Origin of the sequence: Arthrobacter sp. NA-172, from assembly GCF_043952055.1 — a bacterium.
In the GTDB taxonomy this organism is placed as follows: domain Bacteria; phylum Actinomycetota; class Actinomycetes; order Actinomycetales; family Micrococcaceae; genus Arthrobacter.
In genome coordinates this window covers 469407-489797 of sequence record NZ_JBINOT010000003.1, presented here as the reverse complement: position 1 = coordinate 489797, position 20391 = coordinate 469407, and the positions used below count along the sequence as shown (strand labels likewise).

The 20391-nt window shown below is 63.6% G+C and carries 17 protein-coding genes and 2 pseudogenes; 6 read left to right on the top strand and 13 right to left on the bottom strand.

The window, feature by feature from the left end:
* The first annotated feature begins 5 nt into the window (after positions 1-5).
* A complete protein-coding gene (gene glgP, locus ACF0H6_RS16295; protein ID WP_395250593.1) occupies positions 6-2624 on the top strand; it encodes an alpha-glucan family phosphorylase in 2619 nt (872 codons plus the stop codon).
* 69 nt (positions 2625-2693) lie between these two features.
* Here glgP and glgX read toward each other — a convergent pair.
* Both glgX and ACF0H6_RS16285 read right to left on the bottom strand, forming a co-directional pair.
* A pseudogene (gene glgX / locus ACF0H6_RS16290) lies at positions 2694-4802 on the bottom strand (glycogen debranching protein GlgX).
* A 157-nt stretch (positions 4803-4959) separates the two neighbouring features.
* Positions 4960-5646 (bottom strand): DUF2848 domain-containing protein, encoded by a 687-nt coding sequence (locus tag ACF0H6_RS16285; protein WP_395250592.1) that lies wholly within the window; start codon positions 5644-5646, stop codon positions 4960-4962.
* Positions 5647-5788: 142 nt separating this feature from the next.
* Here ACF0H6_RS16285 and ACF0H6_RS16280 point away from each other — a divergent pair, with 142 nt between their 5' ends.
* Entirely contained in the window at positions 5789-7156 is a 1368-nt protein-coding gene (locus ACF0H6_RS16280; RefSeq protein WP_395250591.1) for an MFS transporter, read from the top strand.
* 4 nt (positions 7157-7160) lie between these two features.
* Here the strand turns inward: ACF0H6_RS16280 and ACF0H6_RS16275 are convergent, their stop codons facing one another.
* Positions 7161-7835 (bottom strand): GntR family transcriptional regulator, encoded by a 675-nt coding sequence (locus ACF0H6_RS16275; protein WP_395250590.1) that lies wholly within the window; start codon positions 7833-7835, stop codon positions 7161-7163.
* 31 nt (positions 7836-7866) lie between these two features.
* Here ACF0H6_RS16275 and ACF0H6_RS16270 point away from each other — a divergent pair, with 31 nt between their 5' ends.
* Positions 7867-8679, top strand: a complete 813-nt coding sequence (locus ACF0H6_RS16270; RefSeq protein ID WP_395250589.1) for a carbon-nitrogen hydrolase family protein — start codon at positions 7867-7869, stop codon at positions 8677-8679.
* An 82-nt stretch (positions 8680-8761) separates the two neighbouring features.
* Here the strand turns inward: ACF0H6_RS16270 and rlmB are convergent, their stop codons facing one another.
* The 5 genes from rlmB to ACF0H6_RS16245 form a co-directional block, all read right to left on the bottom strand.
* Positions 8762-9757, bottom strand: coding sequence for a 23S rRNA (guanosine(2251)-2'-O)-methyltransferase RlmB (gene rlmB, locus ACF0H6_RS16265; protein ID WP_395250588.1), 996 nt, complete (start codon positions 9755-9757; stop codon positions 8762-8764).
* Between the two features lie 91 nt (positions 9758-9848).
* Positions 9849-11312 (bottom strand): cysteine--tRNA ligase, encoded by a 1464-nt coding sequence (gene cysS, locus ACF0H6_RS16260; RefSeq protein ID WP_395250587.1) that lies wholly within the window; start codon positions 11310-11312, stop codon positions 9849-9851.
* A gap of 37 nt (positions 11313-11349) precedes the next feature.
* On the bottom strand, positions 11350-11859 hold the full coding sequence (gene ispF, locus ACF0H6_RS16255) for a 2-C-methyl-D-erythritol 2,4-cyclodiphosphate synthase (protein WP_395251334.1): 510 nt from the start codon (positions 11857-11859) through the stop codon (positions 11350-11352).
* 26 nt (positions 11860-11885) lie between these two features.
* A complete protein-coding gene (gene ispD / locus ACF0H6_RS16250) occupies positions 11886-12668 on the bottom strand; it encodes a 2-C-methyl-D-erythritol 4-phosphate cytidylyltransferase (RefSeq protein ID WP_395250586.1) in 783 nt (260 codons plus the stop codon).
* A gap of 97 nt (positions 12669-12765) precedes the next feature.
* Positions 12766-13248 carry a CarD family transcriptional regulator gene (locus ACF0H6_RS16245; protein ID WP_011690592.1) on the bottom strand — a complete coding sequence of 161 codons (483 nt, stop codon included), beginning with the start codon at positions 13246-13248 and terminating at the stop codon, positions 12766-12768.
* Between the two features lie 295 nt (positions 13249-13543).
* On the opposite strand from ACF0H6_RS16245, the gene ACF0H6_RS16240 reads away from it, so the two are divergent.
* Positions 13544-14107, top strand: a complete 564-nt coding sequence (locus tag ACF0H6_RS16240; protein WP_395251333.1) for a hypothetical protein — start codon at positions 13544-13546, stop codon at positions 14105-14107.
* 118 nt (positions 14108-14225) lie between these two features.
* Here the strand turns inward: ACF0H6_RS16240 and ACF0H6_RS16235 are convergent, their stop codons facing one another.
* Together ACF0H6_RS16235 and ACF0H6_RS16230 are read right to left on the bottom strand one after the other, a co-directional pair.
* Complete coding sequence (locus tag ACF0H6_RS16235; protein ID WP_395250585.1) at positions 14226-14906, bottom strand: winged helix-turn-helix domain-containing protein; 681 nt, start codon at positions 14904-14906, stop codon at positions 14226-14228.
* Positions 14903-16109, bottom strand: a pseudogene (locus ACF0H6_RS16230) (sensor histidine kinase). The gene ACF0H6_RS16235 and the pseudogene ACF0H6_RS16230 overlap by 4 nt, the downstream one beginning before the upstream one ends.
* A 208-nt stretch (positions 16110-16317) precedes the next feature.
* Between ACF0H6_RS16230 and phoU the strand changes: the two are divergent.
* Entirely contained in the window at positions 16318-16971 is a 654-nt protein-coding gene (gene phoU / locus ACF0H6_RS16225; RefSeq protein WP_395250584.1) for a phosphate signaling complex protein PhoU, read from the top strand.
* Between the two features lie 76 nt (positions 16972-17047).
* Here the strand turns inward: phoU and ACF0H6_RS16220 are convergent, their stop codons facing one another.
* A complete protein-coding gene (locus tag ACF0H6_RS16220; RefSeq protein ID WP_395250583.1) occupies positions 17048-17794 on the bottom strand; it encodes a phosphoglyceromutase in 747 nt (248 codons plus the stop codon).
* A gap of 131 nt (positions 17795-17925) precedes the next feature.
* Here ACF0H6_RS16220 and ACF0H6_RS16215 point away from each other — a divergent pair, with 131 nt between their 5' ends.
* Positions 17926-18738 (top strand): class I SAM-dependent methyltransferase, encoded by an 813-nt coding sequence (locus ACF0H6_RS16215; protein ID WP_395250582.1) that lies wholly within the window; start codon positions 17926-17928, stop codon positions 18736-18738.
* A 28-nt stretch (positions 18739-18766) separates the two neighbouring features.
* On the opposite strand, the gene ACF0H6_RS16210 is transcribed toward ACF0H6_RS16215, so the two are convergent.
* Both ACF0H6_RS16210 and ACF0H6_RS16205 read right to left on the bottom strand, forming a co-directional pair.
* Positions 18767-19105, bottom strand: a complete 339-nt coding sequence (locus ACF0H6_RS16210) for a DUF2516 family protein (RefSeq protein ID WP_395250581.1) — start codon at positions 19103-19105, stop codon at positions 18767-18769.
* A 10-nt stretch (positions 19106-19115) separates the two neighbouring features.
* The gene (locus ACF0H6_RS16205; RefSeq protein WP_395250580.1) at positions 19116-20300 is read right to left on the bottom strand and encodes a trans-sulfuration enzyme family protein; all 1185 of its coding nucleotides are present in this window, start codon (positions 20298-20300) and stop codon (positions 19116-19118) included.
* Between the last annotated feature and the right edge of the window lie 91 nt (positions 20301-20391).

Genomic DNA, 20391 nt, shown 5'->3' with positions numbered 1-20391 from the left:
CGCTCGTGAAGGCAATCCGAAGGTTTACAGTCCGAACCGTGCTCCCCGAACCGATCCAGCCGTTGGCGCGTCTCGCGACCAACCTGCGCTGGTCGTGGCACCGGCCCACCCGAGAGCTCTTCGCGGGCCTCGACCAAGAATTGTGGGAGGAGAGCAGTCACGATCCCATCAGCCTTCTCGGATCAATCAGCCGTGAGCAGTTGGAACAACTTGCTTCCAACCATGAGCTTGTTGAGCGGGTGCAACACGCTGCGGCGGACCTCGACCGCTACCTCAGTGAGCCGCGCTGGTACCAAGGCTTGGGCCCCGATGCCCCGGCATGCATCGCCTACTTCTCCCCTGAGTTCGGCATCACGGAAGTGCTTCCGCAGTACTCGGGTGGCCTCGGTATCCTGGCCGGCGACCACCTCAAAGCGGCTTCGGACCTGGGCGTGCCGCTGATAGGCGTCGGACTGCTCTACCAAGCGGGCTATTTCAAGCAGTCGCTTTCCCGGGACGCATGGCAGCAGGAAACATACCCGGTGCTGGATCCTGACGGCCTCCCGCTCACGCTGCTCCGCGAACCGTCCGAGGACGGCACCGGCAAGCCGGTGATGATTTCGCTGCCGCTCCCCAACGGACGCAAGCTCAACGCGCACATCTGGCGGGCCGACGTCGGACGCGTTCCCCTCCTCTTGCTCGATTCCAACGTGCCCGGCAATGACGACGCCGCACGCGGCATCACGGACCGCCTTTACGGCGGGGGTGGCGATCACCGCTTGCAGCAGGAACTCCTGCTCGGCATGGGCGGCGTGAAGGCGCTGCGCGTCTACCAGCGGCTCACGGGCACCCCGGCTCCCGAGGTTTTCCACACCAACGAGGGGCACGCCGGCTTCCTGGGCATCGAACGCATCCAGGAGCTCATGTCTTCGGATTCACCGCTCACGTGGTCGGAGGCGCTGGCCGCCGGACGTGCGTCCACCGTGTTCACCACGCACACGCCCGTCCCGGCCGGTATCGACCGCTTCGAGACCGTGCAGATCAGGCACTTCTTCGAAGCCGGGCTGGCGCCCGATGTGCCGGTGGACAATGTCCTGGAACTCGGCCGTGAAAACTACGACGGCGGCAACCCGGCGGTCTTCAACATGGCCGTCATGGGCCTGCGCCTGGCGCAGCGGGCCAACGGCGTGGCCAAGCTGCACGGCGTCGTATCCCGTGAGATGTTCTCCGGGCTGTGGCCGGGCTTCGACCACTCGGAAATCCCTATCACCTCGGTAACCAACGGCGTGCACGTGCCTTCGTGGGTGGATCCGCGCATCTCTGAGTTGGCCCGCCACCAGTTTGGAACCGAGGCCGAGGCTTTGGGCCGTTGGGACCTGGCCTACAACGTCAGCGACGAGGACGTGTGGAAACTTCGCCGCGAACTTCGCGTGTCCCTCGTGGATGACGTTCGACGCCGGCTCCGCGCCGCGTGGAAGAAGCGCGGCGCCGCCGATGCCGAACTGCGTTGGACCGACACCGTGCTTGACCCCGACGTCCTGACGATCGGATTCGCCCGGCGCGTCCCGACCTACAAGCGCCTGACGCTGATGTTGCGCGACCCTGCCCGCCTGAAGGCACTGCTGCTGGATCCCAAGCACCCCATCCAGCTGGTCATTGCCGGCAAGTCGCACCCCGCAGACGACGCAGGCAAGAAAATGATCCAGGATCTGGTTAAGTTCACAGACGACCCCGCCGTGCGGCACAGGATCGTGTTCCTGCCGAACTACGACATCGCCATGGCCCGCACCCTCTTCCCGGGCTGTGACGTGTGGCTGAACAACCCCCTGCGTCCGTTGGAGGCTTGCGGGACGTCCGGCATGAAAGCAGCCATCAACGGCTCGTTGAACCTGTCCGTCCTGGACGGCTGGTGGGACGAAATGTACGACGGCGAAAACGGCTGGGCGATCCCCACTGCCAACAACGACGCGTCGCCCTCCGAACGGGACGACATTGAAGCCTCGGCCCTCTACGAACTCCTGGAGAACCAAGTTGCCCCGCGCTTCTACGGTTCAACGGTGTCCGAGGGCGCCGGCGCTGCCGGTCCATCCCAGTCCAGTCCGGAAGCGGTGCCGACGCACTGGGTTTCCATGATCAAGCACACCCTGGCGCACCTGGGCCCGGCAGTTTCGGCCGATCGCATGCTCCACGACTACGTGAACATGCTGTACCGCCCGGCCGCGGAATCGGGGCGCCGTGCCGTGGCCGGTTCCTTCAAGGAAGCGAAGGAACTGGCAGCCTGGACCACCAAGATCCGTGACGCTTGGCCGCAGCTGATCGTGGAACACGTTGACTCAGTCGGCGTCTCCGAGGAGCCGCAGATTGGCGACACCCTCCAGGTCAACGCCTACATCGCGTTGCACACCCTGACGCCGGACGACGTCAGCGTCGAAGTGGCGTACGGGCGGGCCGAAGAAAGCGATGAGCTGGAGGACATCACCGTGGCCGAGCTGAGCTCGTTCGAGGATCTCGGCAACGGGCGCCACCTCTTCACGGGCACCGTCCAGATCAACCGCTCGGGATCCTTCGGTTACACCGTCCGCGTCTTCCCGAAGCACGCCTCACTGGCCTCGAAGGCCGAGCTTGGGCTTATCGTCAACGCGTAACGCTGGATAGAACCGGCAGGGTGGGCACAGGCCCACCCTGCCGGTTCTTTAAACAGCGCCAGCCGGCTTCTAGGTGCGGTAGATGTTGATCGTGTTGCCTTGGACGACTTCCCGCTCGCCTGCCGCAACCAACGCGCCTTGCCTGCGGTCATTGAGCTCGGACGTGGTCATGCGGAGCTCGAACATTCGGCTTCCCGCGCCGGATTCCGCAACCACCTTCGGCAGGACGATCTTCTGGTCATCCTTATTCCCATTAATCACGATCAGGCCGCGGTACGCACCGCCCTCAGAACTGACCAGGAGCTGCACAACCCGCAGGGAGGGATCGTGCCAGCGCGCCGCCGTCATGGGCTGGCCTTTTTCATCAAACCAATCCATGCCCGTCTCGCCTTCCGGGAAGCTGGCGTCCTGGGCTTTCAGGAACTCCTTGCGGAGCCGTATTACGCGTTTGGTGCTCCGCAGCATCTCATGGGACTCGGGGGTCTGGATCCAGTCGATCCAGGTGAGGGGATTGTCCTGGCAGTAGGCGTTGTTGTTGCCCTGCTGCGTGCGCCCGAGCTCGTCGCCGGCAGTGATCATGGGTACGCCCATGGAGGCCATCAGCGTGGTCATGAGGTTCCGCTTGGAAAGGGCACGTGCCGCGAGGATCGCCTCGTTTTCCGTGCGGCCCTCGAATCCGTGGTTGTAACTGCGGTTGTCGCCGTGGCCGTCGCGGTTTTGCTCGCCGTTGGCCTCGTTATGCTTACGGTCGTAGGACACCAGGTCGGCCAGGTAAAGCCATCGTGGGCCGTGATGAAGTTGAGTGAGGCCAGCCTGGAGCGTCCCGAAGGTTCAAAGACCCGGGTGGACCCCGTCAAGGCGTCGGCGAGCACGCCCACATTGCCTCCGGACATTCCGGCTTCGGCAGCGCCCCGATCCGAGAGCCAGAAGCGGCGGACACCGTCCCGGAAGTGGTCGTTCCAGTCAACCCACCCTTTCGGGAACCGTCCGGTCTGCCATCCGCCGTAGCCCACATCCCATGGTTCGGAAATGAGTTTGGCTTTGGAGAGGGCCGGGTCCTCCTCGATACGCTTCAAGAACGGGTGAGCCGGATCGAACTCATTGCCCGCATTGCGGCACAGCGTCACGGCGAGGTCGAAACGGAAACCGTCGATATGGAATTCCTCCACCCAATAGCGGAGAGAATCAATCGCCAAATCCACTACCCTGGGTTCGGCGAAATTGAGCGTGTTCCCGCAGCCGGTGGTGTCAAGGTAACGGCCGTGCGCATCGTGCCGGTAGTACTGCTGCTCACCCAAACCCCTGAAACTGAAGGTATCGCCGTCGGGTCCGCCTTCGGCCGTGTGGTTGTAGACGACGTCGAGGATCACTTCGATCCCCGCGGCATGGAGGAGCTTCACCATGCCTTTGAATTCGTCCTGGACGGCGTGGGGACCGGCCTGCTGGGCGGCTTGCGTGGCGTAGTCAGCGTGGGGGGCGAAGAAGGCGGCAGTGTTGTATCCCCAGTAGTTGGTCAGGCCCAAGTACTGGAGGTGCTGCTCGTCCATATGGAAATGGATGGGCAGCAGTTGGACGGCCGTCACCCCAAGCGACTGGAAATGCTCGATCATGGCCGGGTGGGCCATACCTGCGTATGTTCCGCGGAGGTGCTCGGGGATATCCGGATGAAGCATGCTTTGGCCACGGACATGGGCCTCGTAGACAATGGTTTCCCGCCACGGCGTACGAAGGGGCTGGTCGTCACCCCAGTCAAAGACCGACTCCATGCGCACCGAACTCAGCTGCTCTCCGCGCTGATGCACCGCTTGGCCGTAAGGATCCAACAGCAGTTGCTCGGCGTCGTCGGCGTCGAAGTCCGGCGCTGGCACGGAGAGCGGCAGGGTTTCCCCGGGGCCCGCGGCACGGAAGCCGTATCGGGTGCCGAACGGCAATCCGTCCACGATCCCGTGGTGCACGCCGTCCTCGAGTTTGGGCAGGAGGTGGACCTTCCAGTGAATCTCCCGGGGTCTTGTAGGCGATCTCCACCCGGGCCAGTCCGGGCGCCCAAACTGCGACGTTGACGCGGTCCTGCGGGGGCGTCCCGCCGTCGGACGTTCCAGGCCGCAGAGCACTCAGCCCGAGCGGCGAAGGCCGTGGGGCGTCAATTGTAGATGCGGTGTCAAAAATCGGCATAACCATTGATTGAGAGTTTAGTCTCCGTCGCCAAATCTCCCGTGCCTGCTGCTCATATGACAGTGCGCGTGAGAGTGCGCGGGCGCAGTGATCGCGCAGGCGCGGTGCTGCCCCATGGCCTTCCGCACACCCGAATGGGCCGTTCACCTGCTGAAACGCTTCTCTAGCCGATGGGAGCCGCCATTTCCCGGACGCGGTACCCTGCACCGATTGTTTCACCCGTAACGGGATCGCCGAGCTCCACCCGCCACTGCGGCGCAAACTGATCCACTCCCTGGACCATGGCCACGGTACCGGACAGCAGGACGGTGCCGGGTTCGTTGAGGCCTCGTTCCTGCAAGACATCAATCCAGTAATCAGGAGTGAGCAGAGCGCCCATTGTGCTGTCCTGAATGAGGGTCTCCTGCCCTTCGGCGTCGGTGACCCAGCCCCGGATGGTTATAGCGTCGAGGTGCTCCCGGACGTCGTCGAGCTTCCAGGCTTTGCGGCCCAGGATGTCGGGACTGGCGTTTTTGCTCCACGCGACTCCGTGGATCTCGAGTGCGCGGTCAGTGTGGTCGCAGGCCACGGTGAGCAGCGCTCCCTCATCGCTTATGATCATCGCCCATTCTGCTTCACCGGACGTCCGGCCATGCTGGACGTCGACGACGTCGGGCTGGCCGGCGAGGTACGGGGAGACCGGGTAGAGAGCAGGCGTGACGCTGGGACCAGGGACACCGAGTTCAGCGAGTTCGGCGATGTGCGCCTGGACCTCGTCTTGCTCCCTGCCCGCATAACCGGCGTTCAACAGGTTCTTCACGGGGACGGCAACGGAGGTGCCGTTGGGGAGTTCGAATGTCAGCTCAGTCATGGTGTAGTCCTTAGTTCCTGTGAGGGGGATGGGTGAATTTACGCGCTGTTTACGAAAATCGCTCGCTTTTCGAAGATCGTATGCCTAATGTATACAACATGCATCACCGGTGATGCCAGTCACAAGAAAGAAAGGACGCCTGATGGCCCCCAACAATTCCGCTGAGGTACCGCCCGCACTTCAGGGCTCCGTGGACCGCAAGAGTCTGATCAGGGCTTTTGCTGCCAGCCTGACCGGCACCTCTCTGGAGTGGTACGACTTCGCCGTGTACTCAGCCGCGGCCGCAATCGTGTTTCCAGCCATCTTCTTCCCTGCAAGCGACCCCCTGACCGGAACCATGCTTGCGTTCTCTACATACGCCGTCGGTTACGTCTCGAGGCCAATCGGTGGCGTCATCTTCGGCCGGCTCGGTGACCGGATCGGTCGCAAGAAAGTACTGGTCACCACGCTGGTGCTGATCGGCGCCGCCACCTTCCTCATCGGTTTGCTGCCCACCTACGGCAACGTGGGCATATGGGCTGGCGCCTTCCTGGTGGCCCTACGGTTCGCCCAGGGCGTGGGCGTCGGAGGCGAGTGGGGATCTGCTGTCCTCTTGTCCAGCGAGTTCGGCGACCCGCGCCGGCGAGGTTTCTGGTCATCTGCCGCCCAAGTTGGACCGCCCGCAGGCAACCTGCTGGCCAACGGCGTACTGGCGCTGCTCACCACGGTGCTCCCGGAGCAGGGCTTCCTTGACTACGGCTGGCGCATCGCGTTCCTTGTTTCCGCCGTGCTGGTCGGTTTCGGCCTGTGGATACGCCTGAAGCTGGAAGACACGCCCGTGTTCAAGGCCATCGAAGCCCGCGGAGATGCTCCCAACGCACCTATCACCGAAGTCTTCAAACATGAGCTCCGGCCGCTCATCGCTGCGATCCTCAGCCGCGTAGGACCGGACGTCCTCTATGCCATGTTCACGGTATTCACCCTCACCTACGGAACAACTGCCCTGGGCCTTCCGCGCAACCAGCTACTGGTGGCTGTCATGATCGGATCCGCTTTCCAGCTCGTGTCCATCCCACTGGCCGGCGCACTCTCCGACCGGATCAACCGCCGTCTTCTCTACGGGGCCGCAGCGGTGGCCGGGGCGGTGTGGGTATTCGTATTCTTCGTACTCCTTGAGGGAAAGTCGCCGGTCATCCTCATCGTCGGCATCGTCCTGGGTCTGTTGGCCCACTCGTTCATGTACGGCCCGCAGGCGGCTTTCGTCGTGGAACAGTTCTCCCCGCGGCTGCGATCAACAGGATCCTCGCTGGCCTACACCTTTGCAGGCGTGATCGGTGGGGCAATCGCGCCGTTGATGTTCACCTGGGTGCTGGCAGCTTTCGGCAGCTGGATTCCGGTGGCGATTTACGTGGCGGTAGCTTGCGGATTGACTGTGGTCGGGCTCGCCTTGGGACGGGACTCGAATGTCGCCGAGGACGAGGACTACCTGCATGCCTTGGTCGACAGTGAGCCCGTTATCCACAAGGGTTGAGACGCTAAGCGCGCAGGACCACGTCCAGAGTGACGGCAAGGTGGCGGTCGATGGCGGTCTGGGCGGCCTCGACGTCACCTCGCCTGAGCGCGTCAATGATAATCTCGTGCTCGTCGCAGACCAGGCTCTGCCGGTCCTGCGTCCGGAAAAGCGCTTCGACGCCGATGAACACCTGACGGGCGCGAAGCTTATTGTAGGTCTGGGAAATGAGCTCGTTCTCCGCTGCATCGATAAGGAGCTGATGGAAATGCTGGTCCAGCCGGATGAACTCCGTGGCACGTCCGCGCACGTTGTCAGCGGTTCCGCCGAAATTGCTGATCAACTCCCGCTGCTCCTTGAGGGTCAGTTCCATCAGCTCATGGGGAACCGAGCCCGCGCGAATGGTGGAAGCCGCAGCATGCCGTTCAAGAACGCCGCGCAACTCAAAGAGCTCCGCAATCTGCCTCCCCGAAATCACGGGGATCAGCGCACCCCTGTTCGGAATGAGTTCGATCAGGCCGTCCGACACCAACAGAAGGAGTGCCTCGCGGACCGGCGTACGCGAAACACCAATGTCATGAGCGAGTTCCTGTTCGTTGACAAACTTTCCCTGCATGCCAGGGTCCACAAGGATCTGGTCGCGCAAGTACTCGTAGGCTTTTTGCCGGCCTGTCGCCGCGTCACCTGATCTCCGTTGCATACTTTACGTATACACCAATTTGGAGGTAACTGTGCGAATCGCACTTGCACAACTCATCAGCGGCCGCGAGCTGGCAGACAACCTGCTCCTGTTGGAAGCCTACGCCCGCCGGGCCAAGGAGGGCGGCGCCGAGCTGGTGGTCTTCCCGGAGGCGACCATGCGGGCATTCGGGAATTCCCTGATCGACATTGCCGAGCCCCTGGATGGTCCGTGGGCCAGCCGGGTGCGCGAGATTGCCAAGGAACTTGAGATCGTCATCGTTGCCGGCATGTTCACCCCCGGGCTGGGATCCGACGGCAGCGGGAACGGCAAGGTCCGGAACACCCTGATCGCAACCGGCCCCGGGGTGGAGGCCAGCTACGACAAGATCCACCTTTTCGACGCCTTCGGTTTTGCCGAGTCGGACACCGTTGATGCTGGCACCGAACCCGTGACGTTCGACGCCGGCGGCCTGACTTTTGGCCTAGCCACTTGCTACGACATTCGTTTCCCGGCGCTCTTTACCGCCAACGCCGTCCGCGGCGCCGCGGTGAACATCGTGTCCGCGTCTTGGGGATCCGGGCCCGGCAAGGCTGAACAATGGAAGCTGCTTGCGCGCGCCCGGGCCATCGACACCACAACCTTTGTGCTCGCCTGCGGCCAGGGCGACCCTGCGACAGCGGGGATTGAACCCAAGGGTGCCGCTCCCACCGGAGTGGGGCACTCCGTCGTCGTGTCCCCGTTGGGAACGGTCTTGGAAGAGCTCGACGCCGAAGCCGGGCTCTTGTTCGCGGAACTGGACCCCGCCGTCGTCGACGACGCTCGGCTCAAGCTCCCCGTACTGGCTAACCGCCGCGAGATCTAAAGGAACAGCAACGCTCGCTCACCAAAGAAGTAAGCGAGCGTTGCTGTTTGTAGCGCCGTAAGTGAGCGAGCGTTGGTGGGAGTTACTTAGCGGCGCGCTGCCTTGAGACTTCGTACAGGGAGATGCCAACGGCCATGGACGCGTTGAGCGATTCCATGGCGGAGTCGATCGGGATGGAGATGATCTGGTCGCAGTTTTCGCGGACCAAGCGGCTGAGGCCCTTGCCCTCGGAACCCACCACGATGCACACGGGATCGGTGGCCAAAGACAGATCCGGCAGCGAGACGTCGCCGTCGCCGTCCAGGCCCAGCACGAAGATACCCATGTCCTTGAACTGCTTGAGGGCGTTGTTCAAGTTGGACGCCCGGGCCACAGGGACGCGCACCGCAGCACCGGCACTGGTCTTCCAGGCGGAGGCAGTGACGCCGACCGAGCGGCGCTCGGGCACAATCACGCCGTGACCGCTGAAGGCGGAAACCGAGCGAATAATGGCGCCGAGGTTGCGGGGATCGGTGATGCCATCGAGCGCAACGAAGAGGGGCGCGTTGGGGATGTACCCCTTCTTCCACTTCGCGACCGTCTCCTCGGCGAGGTCGTAGGCGTCCTGGTATTCGTACGGCGGGATCTGCAGCACGAGGCCCTGGTGGACGGCGTCGTCGGTCATGCGGTCCAGCTCGGGCTTGCCTGTTTCCAGCAGCGGGATGCCACGTTCGGCCGCGAGCTTGAGGGACTCCTTGACGCGATCGTCCATTTCGATCCGGATGGCCACGTGGAGTGCCTTCGCGGGGATTCCGGCGCGCAGCGCCTCCACTACAGAGTTGCGTCCGGTAACTACTTCTTCGGTAGCGCGGCCCTTCGGGCCCGAGCGTGCGCCCGGGTTGGAGCGGGTGCTGCCCCCGGCTGCGCGCTTGGCCGCCGAGCGCTCGGACAGCTGCTTGCTCTTGAACGCCTTGTGGTATTCACGGTCCTCGGCTTTAGGGGTTGGACCCCTGCCCTCCAGGGCCTTCCGACCGTGGCCCCCGGTTCCAGTGGTGGGGCCCTTCTTCTTTTTGACAGCCCGGTGACCGTTGTTGGCCATGAATTCCACCCTTGATTGTGTTGAGTACGTCTGCAATCAAGTCTACTGAATCAACCTAAATCGAAACTACGGGCACCTTTTGCCGCTGGAATCAGTCCCGTTTCAGGGTCCAGCTGGCACCATCGGCGCCATCCTCGACGGCGATTCCGGCCGCCGCGAGTGTGTCGCGGATCGCGTCGGAAGCCGCCCAATCTTTGTTGGCCCGGGCCTCGGCACGCGCCTTCAGCTGGGCTTCTACGAGAACATCAAGAGCCTGGACGGTTTCGGAGTTTTCCTGGACTTCGCCGCGGACATCGTTGAGTCCGAGAACAGTGGTCATCGCCATGACGGCTTGGAGCGCCTGCTGCGCCCCGACCTCGTCCCCGGATGCCAGAGCGGTGTTCCCGGCCCGGACGGTTTCGTGCAGTACGCCCAGGCCCTGTGGCACATTGAGATCGTCGTCCATGGCGGCAGCGAAGGCTTCGGGCACGGGACTGGACTCAGGGTGGGCCTCGAAGTCGCCACCGAACTTCTTGGAAGCCTTCGCCACGAATCCGTAGATGCGTTCAACGGCAGCCGCAGCCTCCTGCAGTGAAGTGGGCCGATAGTCCAGGACGGAGCGGTACTGAGCCTGACCGAGGTAATAACGGACAACGCGGGGGCTCGCGAGTTCCAGCATCTCGGCTGGGCTTACGGTATTTCCCACCGATTTGGACATTTTTCCACCCTCGTAGGTGACCATGCCGTTGTGCAGCCAGAAGTTGGCGAAGCCGTCTCCGGCGGCCTGGGACTGCGCCATCTCGTTCTCGTGGTGCGGAAAGCGCAAGTCCAGTCCGCCGCCGTGGATGTCGAACTGCTGACCCAGGTACTTCGTAGCCATGGCGGAGCATTCAAGGTGCCAGCCCGGGCGGCCGGCTCCCCACGGCGAAACCCAGCTCGCCGTCGTCGGCTCGCCGTCCTTGAAGCCTTTCCACAGCGCAAAGTCGCGGGGGTCGCGCTTCCTGTTGCTGAACTGGGGCTCGACATCTTGCGCGCCCTGCATGTCGTCGATGTTCTGGCGCGTCAGTGAGCCGTATTTGCTCCAAGAGCGGACGTCGAAGTAGACATCACCGGAGTCGTCGAGGGCCGGGTAGGCGTGGCCTCGGTCGATGAGCCTTTGGATGAGTGCGTGCATCTCCGGGATGTGGCCTGTGGCGCGGGGTTCGTACGTGGGGCGGGAAACGCCGAGGACATCGTAGGCCTGCTCGAATTCCTGCTCGTAGCGGTAGGCAAGGGCCCACCATTCTTCTTCAGGCTTGGCGCTGGACTCCTCGGCCCAATCCGGCCCGAAGGACTGGGCCGACTTGGCGAGGATCTTGTCGTCGATATCCGTGACGTTGCGGACAACGGTCACGCGCAACCCGCGGTATTCGAGCCAACGGGTCAGTTGGTCGAAGGCGATCGCGGACCGGACATGTCCCACATGCGGCATGCCCTGCACTGTGGCTCCGCAGTAGTAGACGCTGGCTTTGCCGGCTTCAAGGGGAACGAAGTCGCGGACTTCGGCGGATGCGGTGTCGTAAAAGCGCAGGGTCACCGCTCCAGATTAGCCGATGTGCGGCAGCGGCCTTCGCTCAGTCGCTATCGCCTTGCGCTGCCGCCGGCACGGCGTAGACAAGGGCTGTGGCGACGGCGGAGATACCCTCGCCGCGCCCCGTGAACCCGAGCCCGTCGCTGGTGGTTGCCGTGACGCTGACGGGAGCTCCTGCGGCGATGCTCAGGACTCGCTGCGATTCTTCGCGTCGCGGACCGAATTTTGGCCTGTTGGCGACGAACTGCACCGCCACGTTTCCGATCTCGAAACCCGCAGAACGGACAATCCTCGCCGCTTCTCCGAGCAGCTTCGCCCCGGACGCGCCGGCGAATTCGGGCCGATCGGTGCCGAAATGCGTGCCCAGATCACCGATGCCGCAAGCAGAGAAGAGGGCATCGGCAGCAGCGTGGGCAACGCAGTCGCCGTCGGAATGACCGGACAAACCACGCTCCCCTTCCCAAAACAACCCGCCCAGCCAGAGCGGCTGCGGCTCGTCTTCAGGAGCGTAAGCGTGCACGTCGACGCCGATGCCCGTGCGCGGCAACAGCATGGCGGGGTTCCCGGATTGAACGTCCATCAGCCTTCCACCCACCGGACTCCGAGCGGACCTTCCAGGAGGCCTTCGGCGATGATGAGATCCAACGGTGTGGTGATCTTCAGCGACTGGCTGGCGCCGCGGACCGCGTGGACGGGCACGCCAAGAAGCTCGACCAGCATGGCATCGTCCGTGACTGCCGCGGACTGGGCATCGTCGAATTCGGCGGCCGCCGCGTGGGCACGCAGCAAAGTCTCATAGTCGAACCCTTGAGGCGTCTGCACGGCCCGCAGCTGCTCCCGGGGGGCGGTGCCTGTGACAATCTCAGGTGCGATTCCGGCGTCGTCCCCTTCCGTTACCGCCACCGTCTTGACCGTGTCCACCACGGGCATGGCCGGGATAACGGCCTTCGCGCCGGCAGAGAGCGCAACGGCGACGCGATGAAAGACCCTGTCCGGGGTCAGCGCGCGTGCCGCGTCGTGAACGAGCACGGCGCGCGTTCCCTCGAGGACCGCCTCCAGGGCGGCCCGGACCGAAGCGGCACGGGTGGCCCCGCCGTCGACCACTGTCACCAGCGGCCCGTCAGCACCCAACTCCTGCCGAAATTCCTCGCACAGCGCGTGCAACTCCACGTCCCCTGCGGGGATGGCCACGCAGATCTGGCGGGCGACATCCGCCGTCGCGACGCCGCGAAGGGCATGGGTGAGAATGGTCTCGCCGCCCAGCGGCACCTTTGCCTTGGGCATGCCGTAGCCAAGCCGCTCGCCCGAGCCGGCCGCAACAACGACGACGGCGGTGGCCTCGCGCTGGGATGGTGTAGTCATGCGCTCAAGCCTACGTGGTGCCCACCCGCCCGCGGGGCGGGCAAAAGGAAACCCCGGCAGCTGTTGCTGCCGGGGCTCAAATCTTTGAATCTTTTAGTTAGGAAGCCAGAACTTCGTCGAGAACGCTTGCGGCCTTCTCTTCGTCGGTCTTCTCAGCCAGCGCCAGTTCTGAAATCAGAATCTGCCGGGCCTTGGCCAGCATCCGCTTCTCACCTGCGGAAAGGCCGCGATCGTGATCCCGGCGCCAAAGATCGCGAACGACCTCAGCAACCTTGATGACGTCACCGGAAGCAAGCTTCTCCAGGTTTGCCTTGTAGCGACGGGACCAGTTGGTGGGCTCTTCAGTGAACTCGGCACGGAGAACGTCGAATACGTGCTCCAGGCCTTCCTTGCCCACTACGTCGCGAACCCCAACAAGGTCTACGTTTTCTGCTGGAACTTCAATGGTCAGATCACCCTGAGCCACCTTGAGCTTGAGATACATTTTCTCTTCGCCCTTGATGGTGCGCATCTTGATTTCTTCAATTTTTGCTGCACCGTGGTGAGGGTAAACTACTGTCTCGCCGACCTCAAAAACCATGTGGACTTTCCCCTTTCCCGCAGACCAGTTTATCACGCTTAAGGCATACGATTGGCACGGAGAGGGGTCCTGAACCCTGTAAATACGCGGAAAATGGCCTTTTCAGCCCTCCGGCACCCTCTTGACGGGAGGGCATAAAAGTGCATAGGACGCAATGCTCCGGAACACGATACGCCTTGGGACGGCCCGCCACAATGGTGATCGGAATCCTTGTTTCAGCGGGTTTGCCGATAGGCTATGCCTGAAAAGTGTTCCAATGACTCTAAGAGGAGTACGTGTCGTGCGCATTACTGCGATGAACCGTGTCCAGCGCGGCAAGCTGGCGATGACGGCGGCCGCCGTCGGTATCGGTCTCTTGTCCGTGGCCGGCTGTGGTTACATCAATCCCCAGCAGACCAACCAGCAGTATGCACCGTCGGACGGCGTCAGGGAAGACCTCGGTTCGCTGCAGCTGCGCAACATGCTCATTGTGTCCACGGACGCCAACAAGCCGGGCCGCGTGGTGGGTGCGGTGTTCAACACCTCTTCGACTGATGCCACACTGACCATCAGTGGCGCCGGCGGATCGCAAGCGACGATTCCGGTCAAGGCCAAGTCCGAGACCTACCTCACCGACACCACCGAAGCCGTCATCCTGAGCACCACCGGAGGGCAGCCGGGATCTATGGCCCCCGTGACCATCAAGGCCGGCTCCGATTCCCGTATGGTGCAGTTCCCCGTCCTGGATGGTTCATTGAAGGAATACGCCAAGTACATTCCGGCCACGGCCACTCCGAGCCCCTCGGTCACGGGTTCGGCAACGAGCTCAGCCACCAGCACCGCGACCCCGACGCCGAGCGCGAGCAGCACCGGCCACTAGGCCTGCTAGACCCCGAAGACACAAAGGAAGGGCTCCCACTGGACCAGTTCAGTGGGAGCCCTTCCTTTTGCTATTCGCCCTGTAAGGCGGCTGCAAGCCATTCCGGGCCTGCGGGTGGTTAGGGTTCGAACTTGTAGCCCAAGCCGCGCACCGTCACCAGGTAGCGGGGAACCGAGGGGTCGGGCTCGATCTTGCTGCGCAGACGCTTCACGTGGACGTCGAGGGTCTTGGTGTCCCCCACGTAATCGGAACCCCAGACGCGATCGATCAGTTGCCCGCGGGTCAGCACCCTGCCGGAGTTGCGAAGCAGCATCTCCAGCAGTTCGAATTCCTTCAGCGGAAGCGCTACACCTTCACCGTTGACGCTGACCACGTGCCGTTCGATGTCCATCCGGACCGGACCGGCCTGCACAGTCGAGGTGATGAGTTCCTCAGGCTCGCCCTGGCGACGCAGCACGGCACGCACGCGCGCCACGAGTTCCCTCGAAGAGTACGGCTTGGTGACGTAGTCGTCCGCGCCGAGTTCCAGGCCAACTACCTTGTCGATTTCCGAGTCCTTGGCGGTCAGCATGATGACCGGGACGCTGGAACGCTGCCGCAGCTGCCGGCACACCTCAGTGCCCGGGGTACCAGGGAGCTGGAGGTCCAGCAGCACCAGATCGGCACCGTTGCGGTCGAACTCCACCAAGGCATCGCTGCCATTGTCCACGACCTGGACATCGAAGCCTTCTTTGCCCAAAAGGTAGGACAAGGGGTCGCTGAAGGACTCCTCGTCCTCCACGATCAGAATCCTGCTCAAGCGCCAGCTCCTTGCTCAAGGGCGCGTACGGCGCCCGTGGTTTGAATCGCGTTTCGGGGCTTCGCCCCGGCGTCGTTGTTCTCCTGGCCTTCCATCTCCGGAAGGCGGAGGGTGAAAGTGGAACCCTGCCCGGACTGGGACCAGACTGTGACCTCGCCGCCGTGGTTGGACACCACATGCTTGACGATACTCAGTCCCAAGCCCGTTCCGCCGGTCTGCCGGGATCTTGCCGCATCCACACGGTAGAAACGTTCGAAGATGCGTTCCTGGTCCTCGGGGCTAAGTCCCTCGCCCTGGTCAGTGACGGAAATGGCCACCACGCCTTCTTTGGCGCGGACACCGACTCCCACACGGGTATTCTCCGGCGAGTAGCGGATGGCGTTGTCGATCAGGTTCCGCAAAGCGGTCACCAACAAGTCCTGGTCGCCGAAAACCATGGTTTCCGTGCGGCCCCCGACCACGATTTTGATGTTCTTGAGCTCGGCCGGAAGTTGCGAGCGATCCACTGCCTCGGCGATCACCGTGTTGATGTCCACCGGGTGCCCACGCTGCGCCACATTGGCGCCCTGCAGGCGGGACAGCTCAATGATGTCCTGGACCAGGGCAGCGAGCCGCGTCGATTCCTTGTGCATGCGCTTGGCGAAGCGACGGACGGCTTCTTCGTCGTCCGGGCTTGCCTCAAGTGCCTCGGCCAGCAGGGAAATGGCACCCACCGGCGTCTTGAGTTCGTGTGAGACGTTCGCAACGAAGTCGTTGCGGATCTCCTCAGTGCGGGTAATTTCGGTACGGTCATCGGCCAGAAGCACGATATATTCCCATCCGAGCATGGCTGCGCGGACCTGTACCACGATGGTGCCCTTGCCCAGCGGACCACGGGGCAACTCGAAAGTCTTCTCCAGCGATCACGCCGTCGCGCCGAACCTTTGCGGTCATATCCAGCAGCTGCTTGTGAACCACGGTGTGGCCTCTGACAAGGCCGTAAGCGTAGGCCGCGGGACTGGCCCGGACGACGCCGTCGATCGCGTCCACCACCACAAAAGCGCGCCCGACGACGGACAGCACCTCGGCGGCACCCTCCGGAAGCAGCGGTTCGGTGACGTCCAAGTCCACGATTTTCCGCTGCCGCTCGCTGAGCCTGAATGCGAGCACGCCAAAGACGCCGCACGACAGGCCGGCAAGACCTGCGATGACACCGATGAGCACTGGATCCACGGATCTAGCTTATGCGCTGAAAACACCGCAAAATATGGAACAGTCACCAAACGGCCCCGATTCAGCTAACGTTCACCTAAAGATGCGCAGCCGTTAACGGACCGCTGCCACTCTTACTAGTTGGATCATAGATAGCTGTGTTGATTTTCCGCGCCGTCCGAGGGGGTGCGGAGGAGATTGCCAAGGAGAGGACGCCACCGTGCGCAAGGTTTTTCAGGAGGAGCTCATCCAGGCCGGTGAAGATCTCATAGAGATCTCAAAGCTGGTCACTGAGGCAATCCAGAACGCGACCACCGCTTTCGAAGGGGCAGACGTCGATCTCGCCCAGGATGTCATTGCGGCTGACGCCAGGATCGACTTCCTGCAGAACGGCCTCGACGAGCGGGCCATCGATATCCTGGCACTCCAAGGCCCTGTGGCCAGCGACCTCCGGATGATCGTCGGGTCCCTGCGGATGAGTGCTTCGCTGGAACGCATGGGTGACCTCGCCCGGCACGTTGCCCAGCTGGCCCGCCTGCGATTCCCGGCCACGGTCATCCCCGAGCAACTGACGGCAACGTTCAAGGACATGGCCCGGCTCGACCTCGAAATCAGCCAGAAGGTCACCCTCCTGCTGGAGTCGCGGGACCTCGAAGTTGCCCGCGACATCCTCAAGCTCAACATCAGTGTGGACGATCTGCACTTGAGCGTCTTCAGGGCGATCGCAAATCCCGCTTGGGGCGAGACTGCAGCCACCACAGTGGACGTCGCCCTCGCCAGCCGCTACTTCGAGCGCTTCGCGGACCACGGCGTCTCGGTTGCCCGCAAGGTGACGTACCTGGTCACTGGCGAATGGGCGCCGGAAGGCTTCTAGCCCCGCTTAACTAGATAACGACGCCGGCCGGCCCACCTTGCGAGGTGGGCCGGCCGGCGTTCGTTATTCCAGAAACTTATTTCTTGCCCTGCGCTGCTACAGCCTTGATGGACTCCGCTGCAGCCTCGGGATCGAGGTAGGTTCCGCCCGGGTTGAGCGGCTGGAAGTCCTCATCCAGCTCGTAGACCAACGGGATGCCCGTGGGGATGTTCAGGCCGGCGATGTCCCCGTCGCTGATTCCATCAAGGTGCTTGACCAAGGCGCGCAAGGAGTTGCCGTGCGCGGTGACCAAGACGGTCTTGCCGGCCTTGAGGTCTTCCTTGATGTCCGATTCCCAGTACGGAAGGAGGCGCACCAGGACGTCCTTGAGGCATTCGGTGCGCGGGAGGGCGTCGCCGAGGTCTGCGTAACGGGGATCGTGGGCCTGGGAGAATTCGCTGTCATCGGAGAGGGCCGGCGGCGGGGTGTCGTAGCTGCGGCGCCATTCCATGAACTGCTCTTCACCGAATTCGGCGAGGGTCTGTGCCTTGTCCTTGCCCTGCAGTGCACCATAGTGGCGTTCGTTGAGGCGCCAGTCACGCTTGACATCGATCCAACCGCGATCGGCCTTGTCCAAGGCGATGTTGGCCGTGTTGATGGCGCGCTTGAGACGCGAGGTGTAGAGGATGTCCGGGAGGATATCGTTTTCGACCAGGAGTTCCCCGCCGCGGGCTGCTTCCTCGCGCCCTTGGTCATTCAGGTCGACGTCCACCCAACCGGTGAACAGGTTTTTGGCGTTCCAGTCGCTGTGGCCGTGGCGCAGCAGAATCAGCTTGTAAGTCATGCTTTTCATCCTAGCCGAGCGTCCCGATGCCACGCCGGGCGTTACGAACGGCAACGCGGGGTCACTTAGCGCCGGTGTTTGGGCGCTGGATGGGCCGTAAGTGAACCCGCGTTGGAGGATAAAGTGGGACGGTGGTGCAGAAGGCGGAGCGGGTGCAGGGCAGGCGCGGCAAACCCGTCGGCAACGTCACAAGGGGCACCACGAATCCCAACCGCATGCGCCGCCTGGACCGCTGGCTGGTGGGCCCGCAGGCGTGGCGGCTGCGCTCCGCCGTCGACCCTTTGGTGGTGGACCTCGGCTACGGCGCCTCCCCGGCTACCGCCGTCGAACTCTTCGAAAGGCTCCAGACAGTCCGCCCCGACGTGCGCGTGTGCGGGATCGAGATCGAACCTGAACGCGTCCGGACCGCCAGGGCCCTGGAACGGCCCGGGTTGAGCTTCCACGTGGGTGGCTTCGAGCTTCCGGTTCCAGGCAAACCGGTCCTGGTGCGGGCGTTCAACGTGTTGCGGCAATACGAGGAATCGGATGTGGCCGGGATCTGGGGTTTGGTGCAGTCGCGCCTGGCACCGGAAGGATTGTTCATTGACGGCACGTGCGATGAAATCGGCCGCCGGGTGACCTGGGTGGCGCTGGGCGCGGACGGACCGGTGAGCCTGAGCTTGTCCATGCGGTTCGGCGGCTTCGCACTGCCCTCCGACGTGGCCGAACGCCTCCCTAAGGCGCTCATCCACCGAAACGTTCCCGGCGAACGGATCCATACTTTCCTGCAAGCGATGGACCAGGCATGGCTGGAGGCGGCGCCGCTTGCCTCGTTCGGCAACAAGCAGCGGTGGACCGCCATGTGCCGGTCAATGCGCGACGCCGGCTGGCCGCTTCAGGACGGGATGTCGCGTTGGCGCTTGGGGGAACTTACGGTCGATTGGGCAGCGGTAGTCCCGGCTTAAGCTTGCGGTGGCTGGGAGCCGGCTACGGTCACCAGGGGCCGTACGGGCCCTGGCTGCGGCCGCTGTTGCCGATTTCCTTGACCGCGGGACGGACATCAGCCAAGTAGACGCACGACGCCGTGACAGCAGCGATCCCGAAGATACTCAGGCCTCCGCCGCCGGTGAGGACGGAAAAGCCACCGATGACGGCCGCGACGCCGGTCAGGGCGAGCCAGAAGGTCTTGGTGCGCTTGGACGCTGCTTCAAAGGATGAGGGTTTGTGGCGCAGACAATCCACCAGCGCCCACAGCTCCAAGGCAAAGGCAACCAGTCCCAGAATGAACCAAATCCCACTCTGGATGTATGAAATCAAGATTTTTCCGTCCACGTCCTCAAGCCTAGCGGTCAAGCGACTTAAGCGCTTGCTCCAAATCCGCCCAGAGGTCTTCGACGTTCTCGATCCCGACGCTCATCCGGACCAAGTTGTCAGGCACGCTCAGCGGTTCGGCCGTGTGCCGGCGTCGGCGTTCGATGAGGGACTCGACGCCACCCAGCGACGTCGCCGGGAGCCACAGCTCCAACGCACGAACCAGTTGATCAGCGGCGTCGGCTCCGCTGCGCGTCCCGTCGCCGGCGAGCTGGATGCACAGGATGGAACCGAAGCCCTTCATCTGGGACTTCGCGCGTTCGTGGCCGGGATCGCTGGGCAGCCCCGGGAAACGGATGGACTCGACCCGCGGGTGGGTACTCAGCCGCGCGGCCAGGGTCGCTGCGGAGGCCTGCGAGCGCTCGATCCTCAGCGCCAGCGTGCGGAGGCCTCGGAGGGCGAGCCAGGCCTCGAAGGGACCGGCGATGCCACCGTGGATGATGCGGTGGTGCAGGAGTTCCGCGCGCAGGTCCGGATTTGAGGTCACCAAGGCGCCGAGCACGACGTCGGAGTGGCCGGCAAGGTATTTGGTCACCGAATGGAGGACGACGTCGGAGCCCAGGCTGAGGGGCTGCTGCACCAGCGGTGTGGAGAAGGTGTTGTCCGTGACTACGATGGCGCCGGCCTCATGGGCTGCGGTGGCCAGGGCGCGAACATCGGCGATGCCGAGCATCGGGTTGGTGGGGCTTTCAATCCAGAGCATGCTGGCTGGCTTGCCGCCGAGCGGGGCGAGCTGCTCCTTCACGGCGTCGGTGTCCGCGATGTCGACGGTCCGCAGTTCCAGGAGACCCTTGGCAGCGAGCTCGGTTGCCATGACCAGCGATCCCGCGTAGCTGTGGGAGGGCATGACCAGGACCCCGCCGGCGGGCACCAGCGACAACGCAGAGCTGACCGCAGCCAGGCCCGAGGCGTAAAGGAGGGCCGGCAGTTCGGCGCCTTCAAGCTGCGCGAGTGCTTCCTCGAAGGGATCCCAGGTGGGGTTGGCATAGCGTCCGTAGCCACGATCGCCGTCGCTGAGTGCTCCCGTGCCGAAGTACGTGGAGGACAGAACGATGGGCGGGTTGACGGGTTGGTCGTGGCTCCGTTCGGGCCGGCCTGCGGCCACCACCACAGTGTCAGGGGACAGATCCGCGGCATGTTCTCGGGAAAGACTCATTGGCCCAGCCTACGGCCGGAGGGGTGAGTGCTGGAAAGGTGTTACGGGCGGGCCGCGCGCGGGCGGCAGGACGCCGTCGTCCGGTGATGTC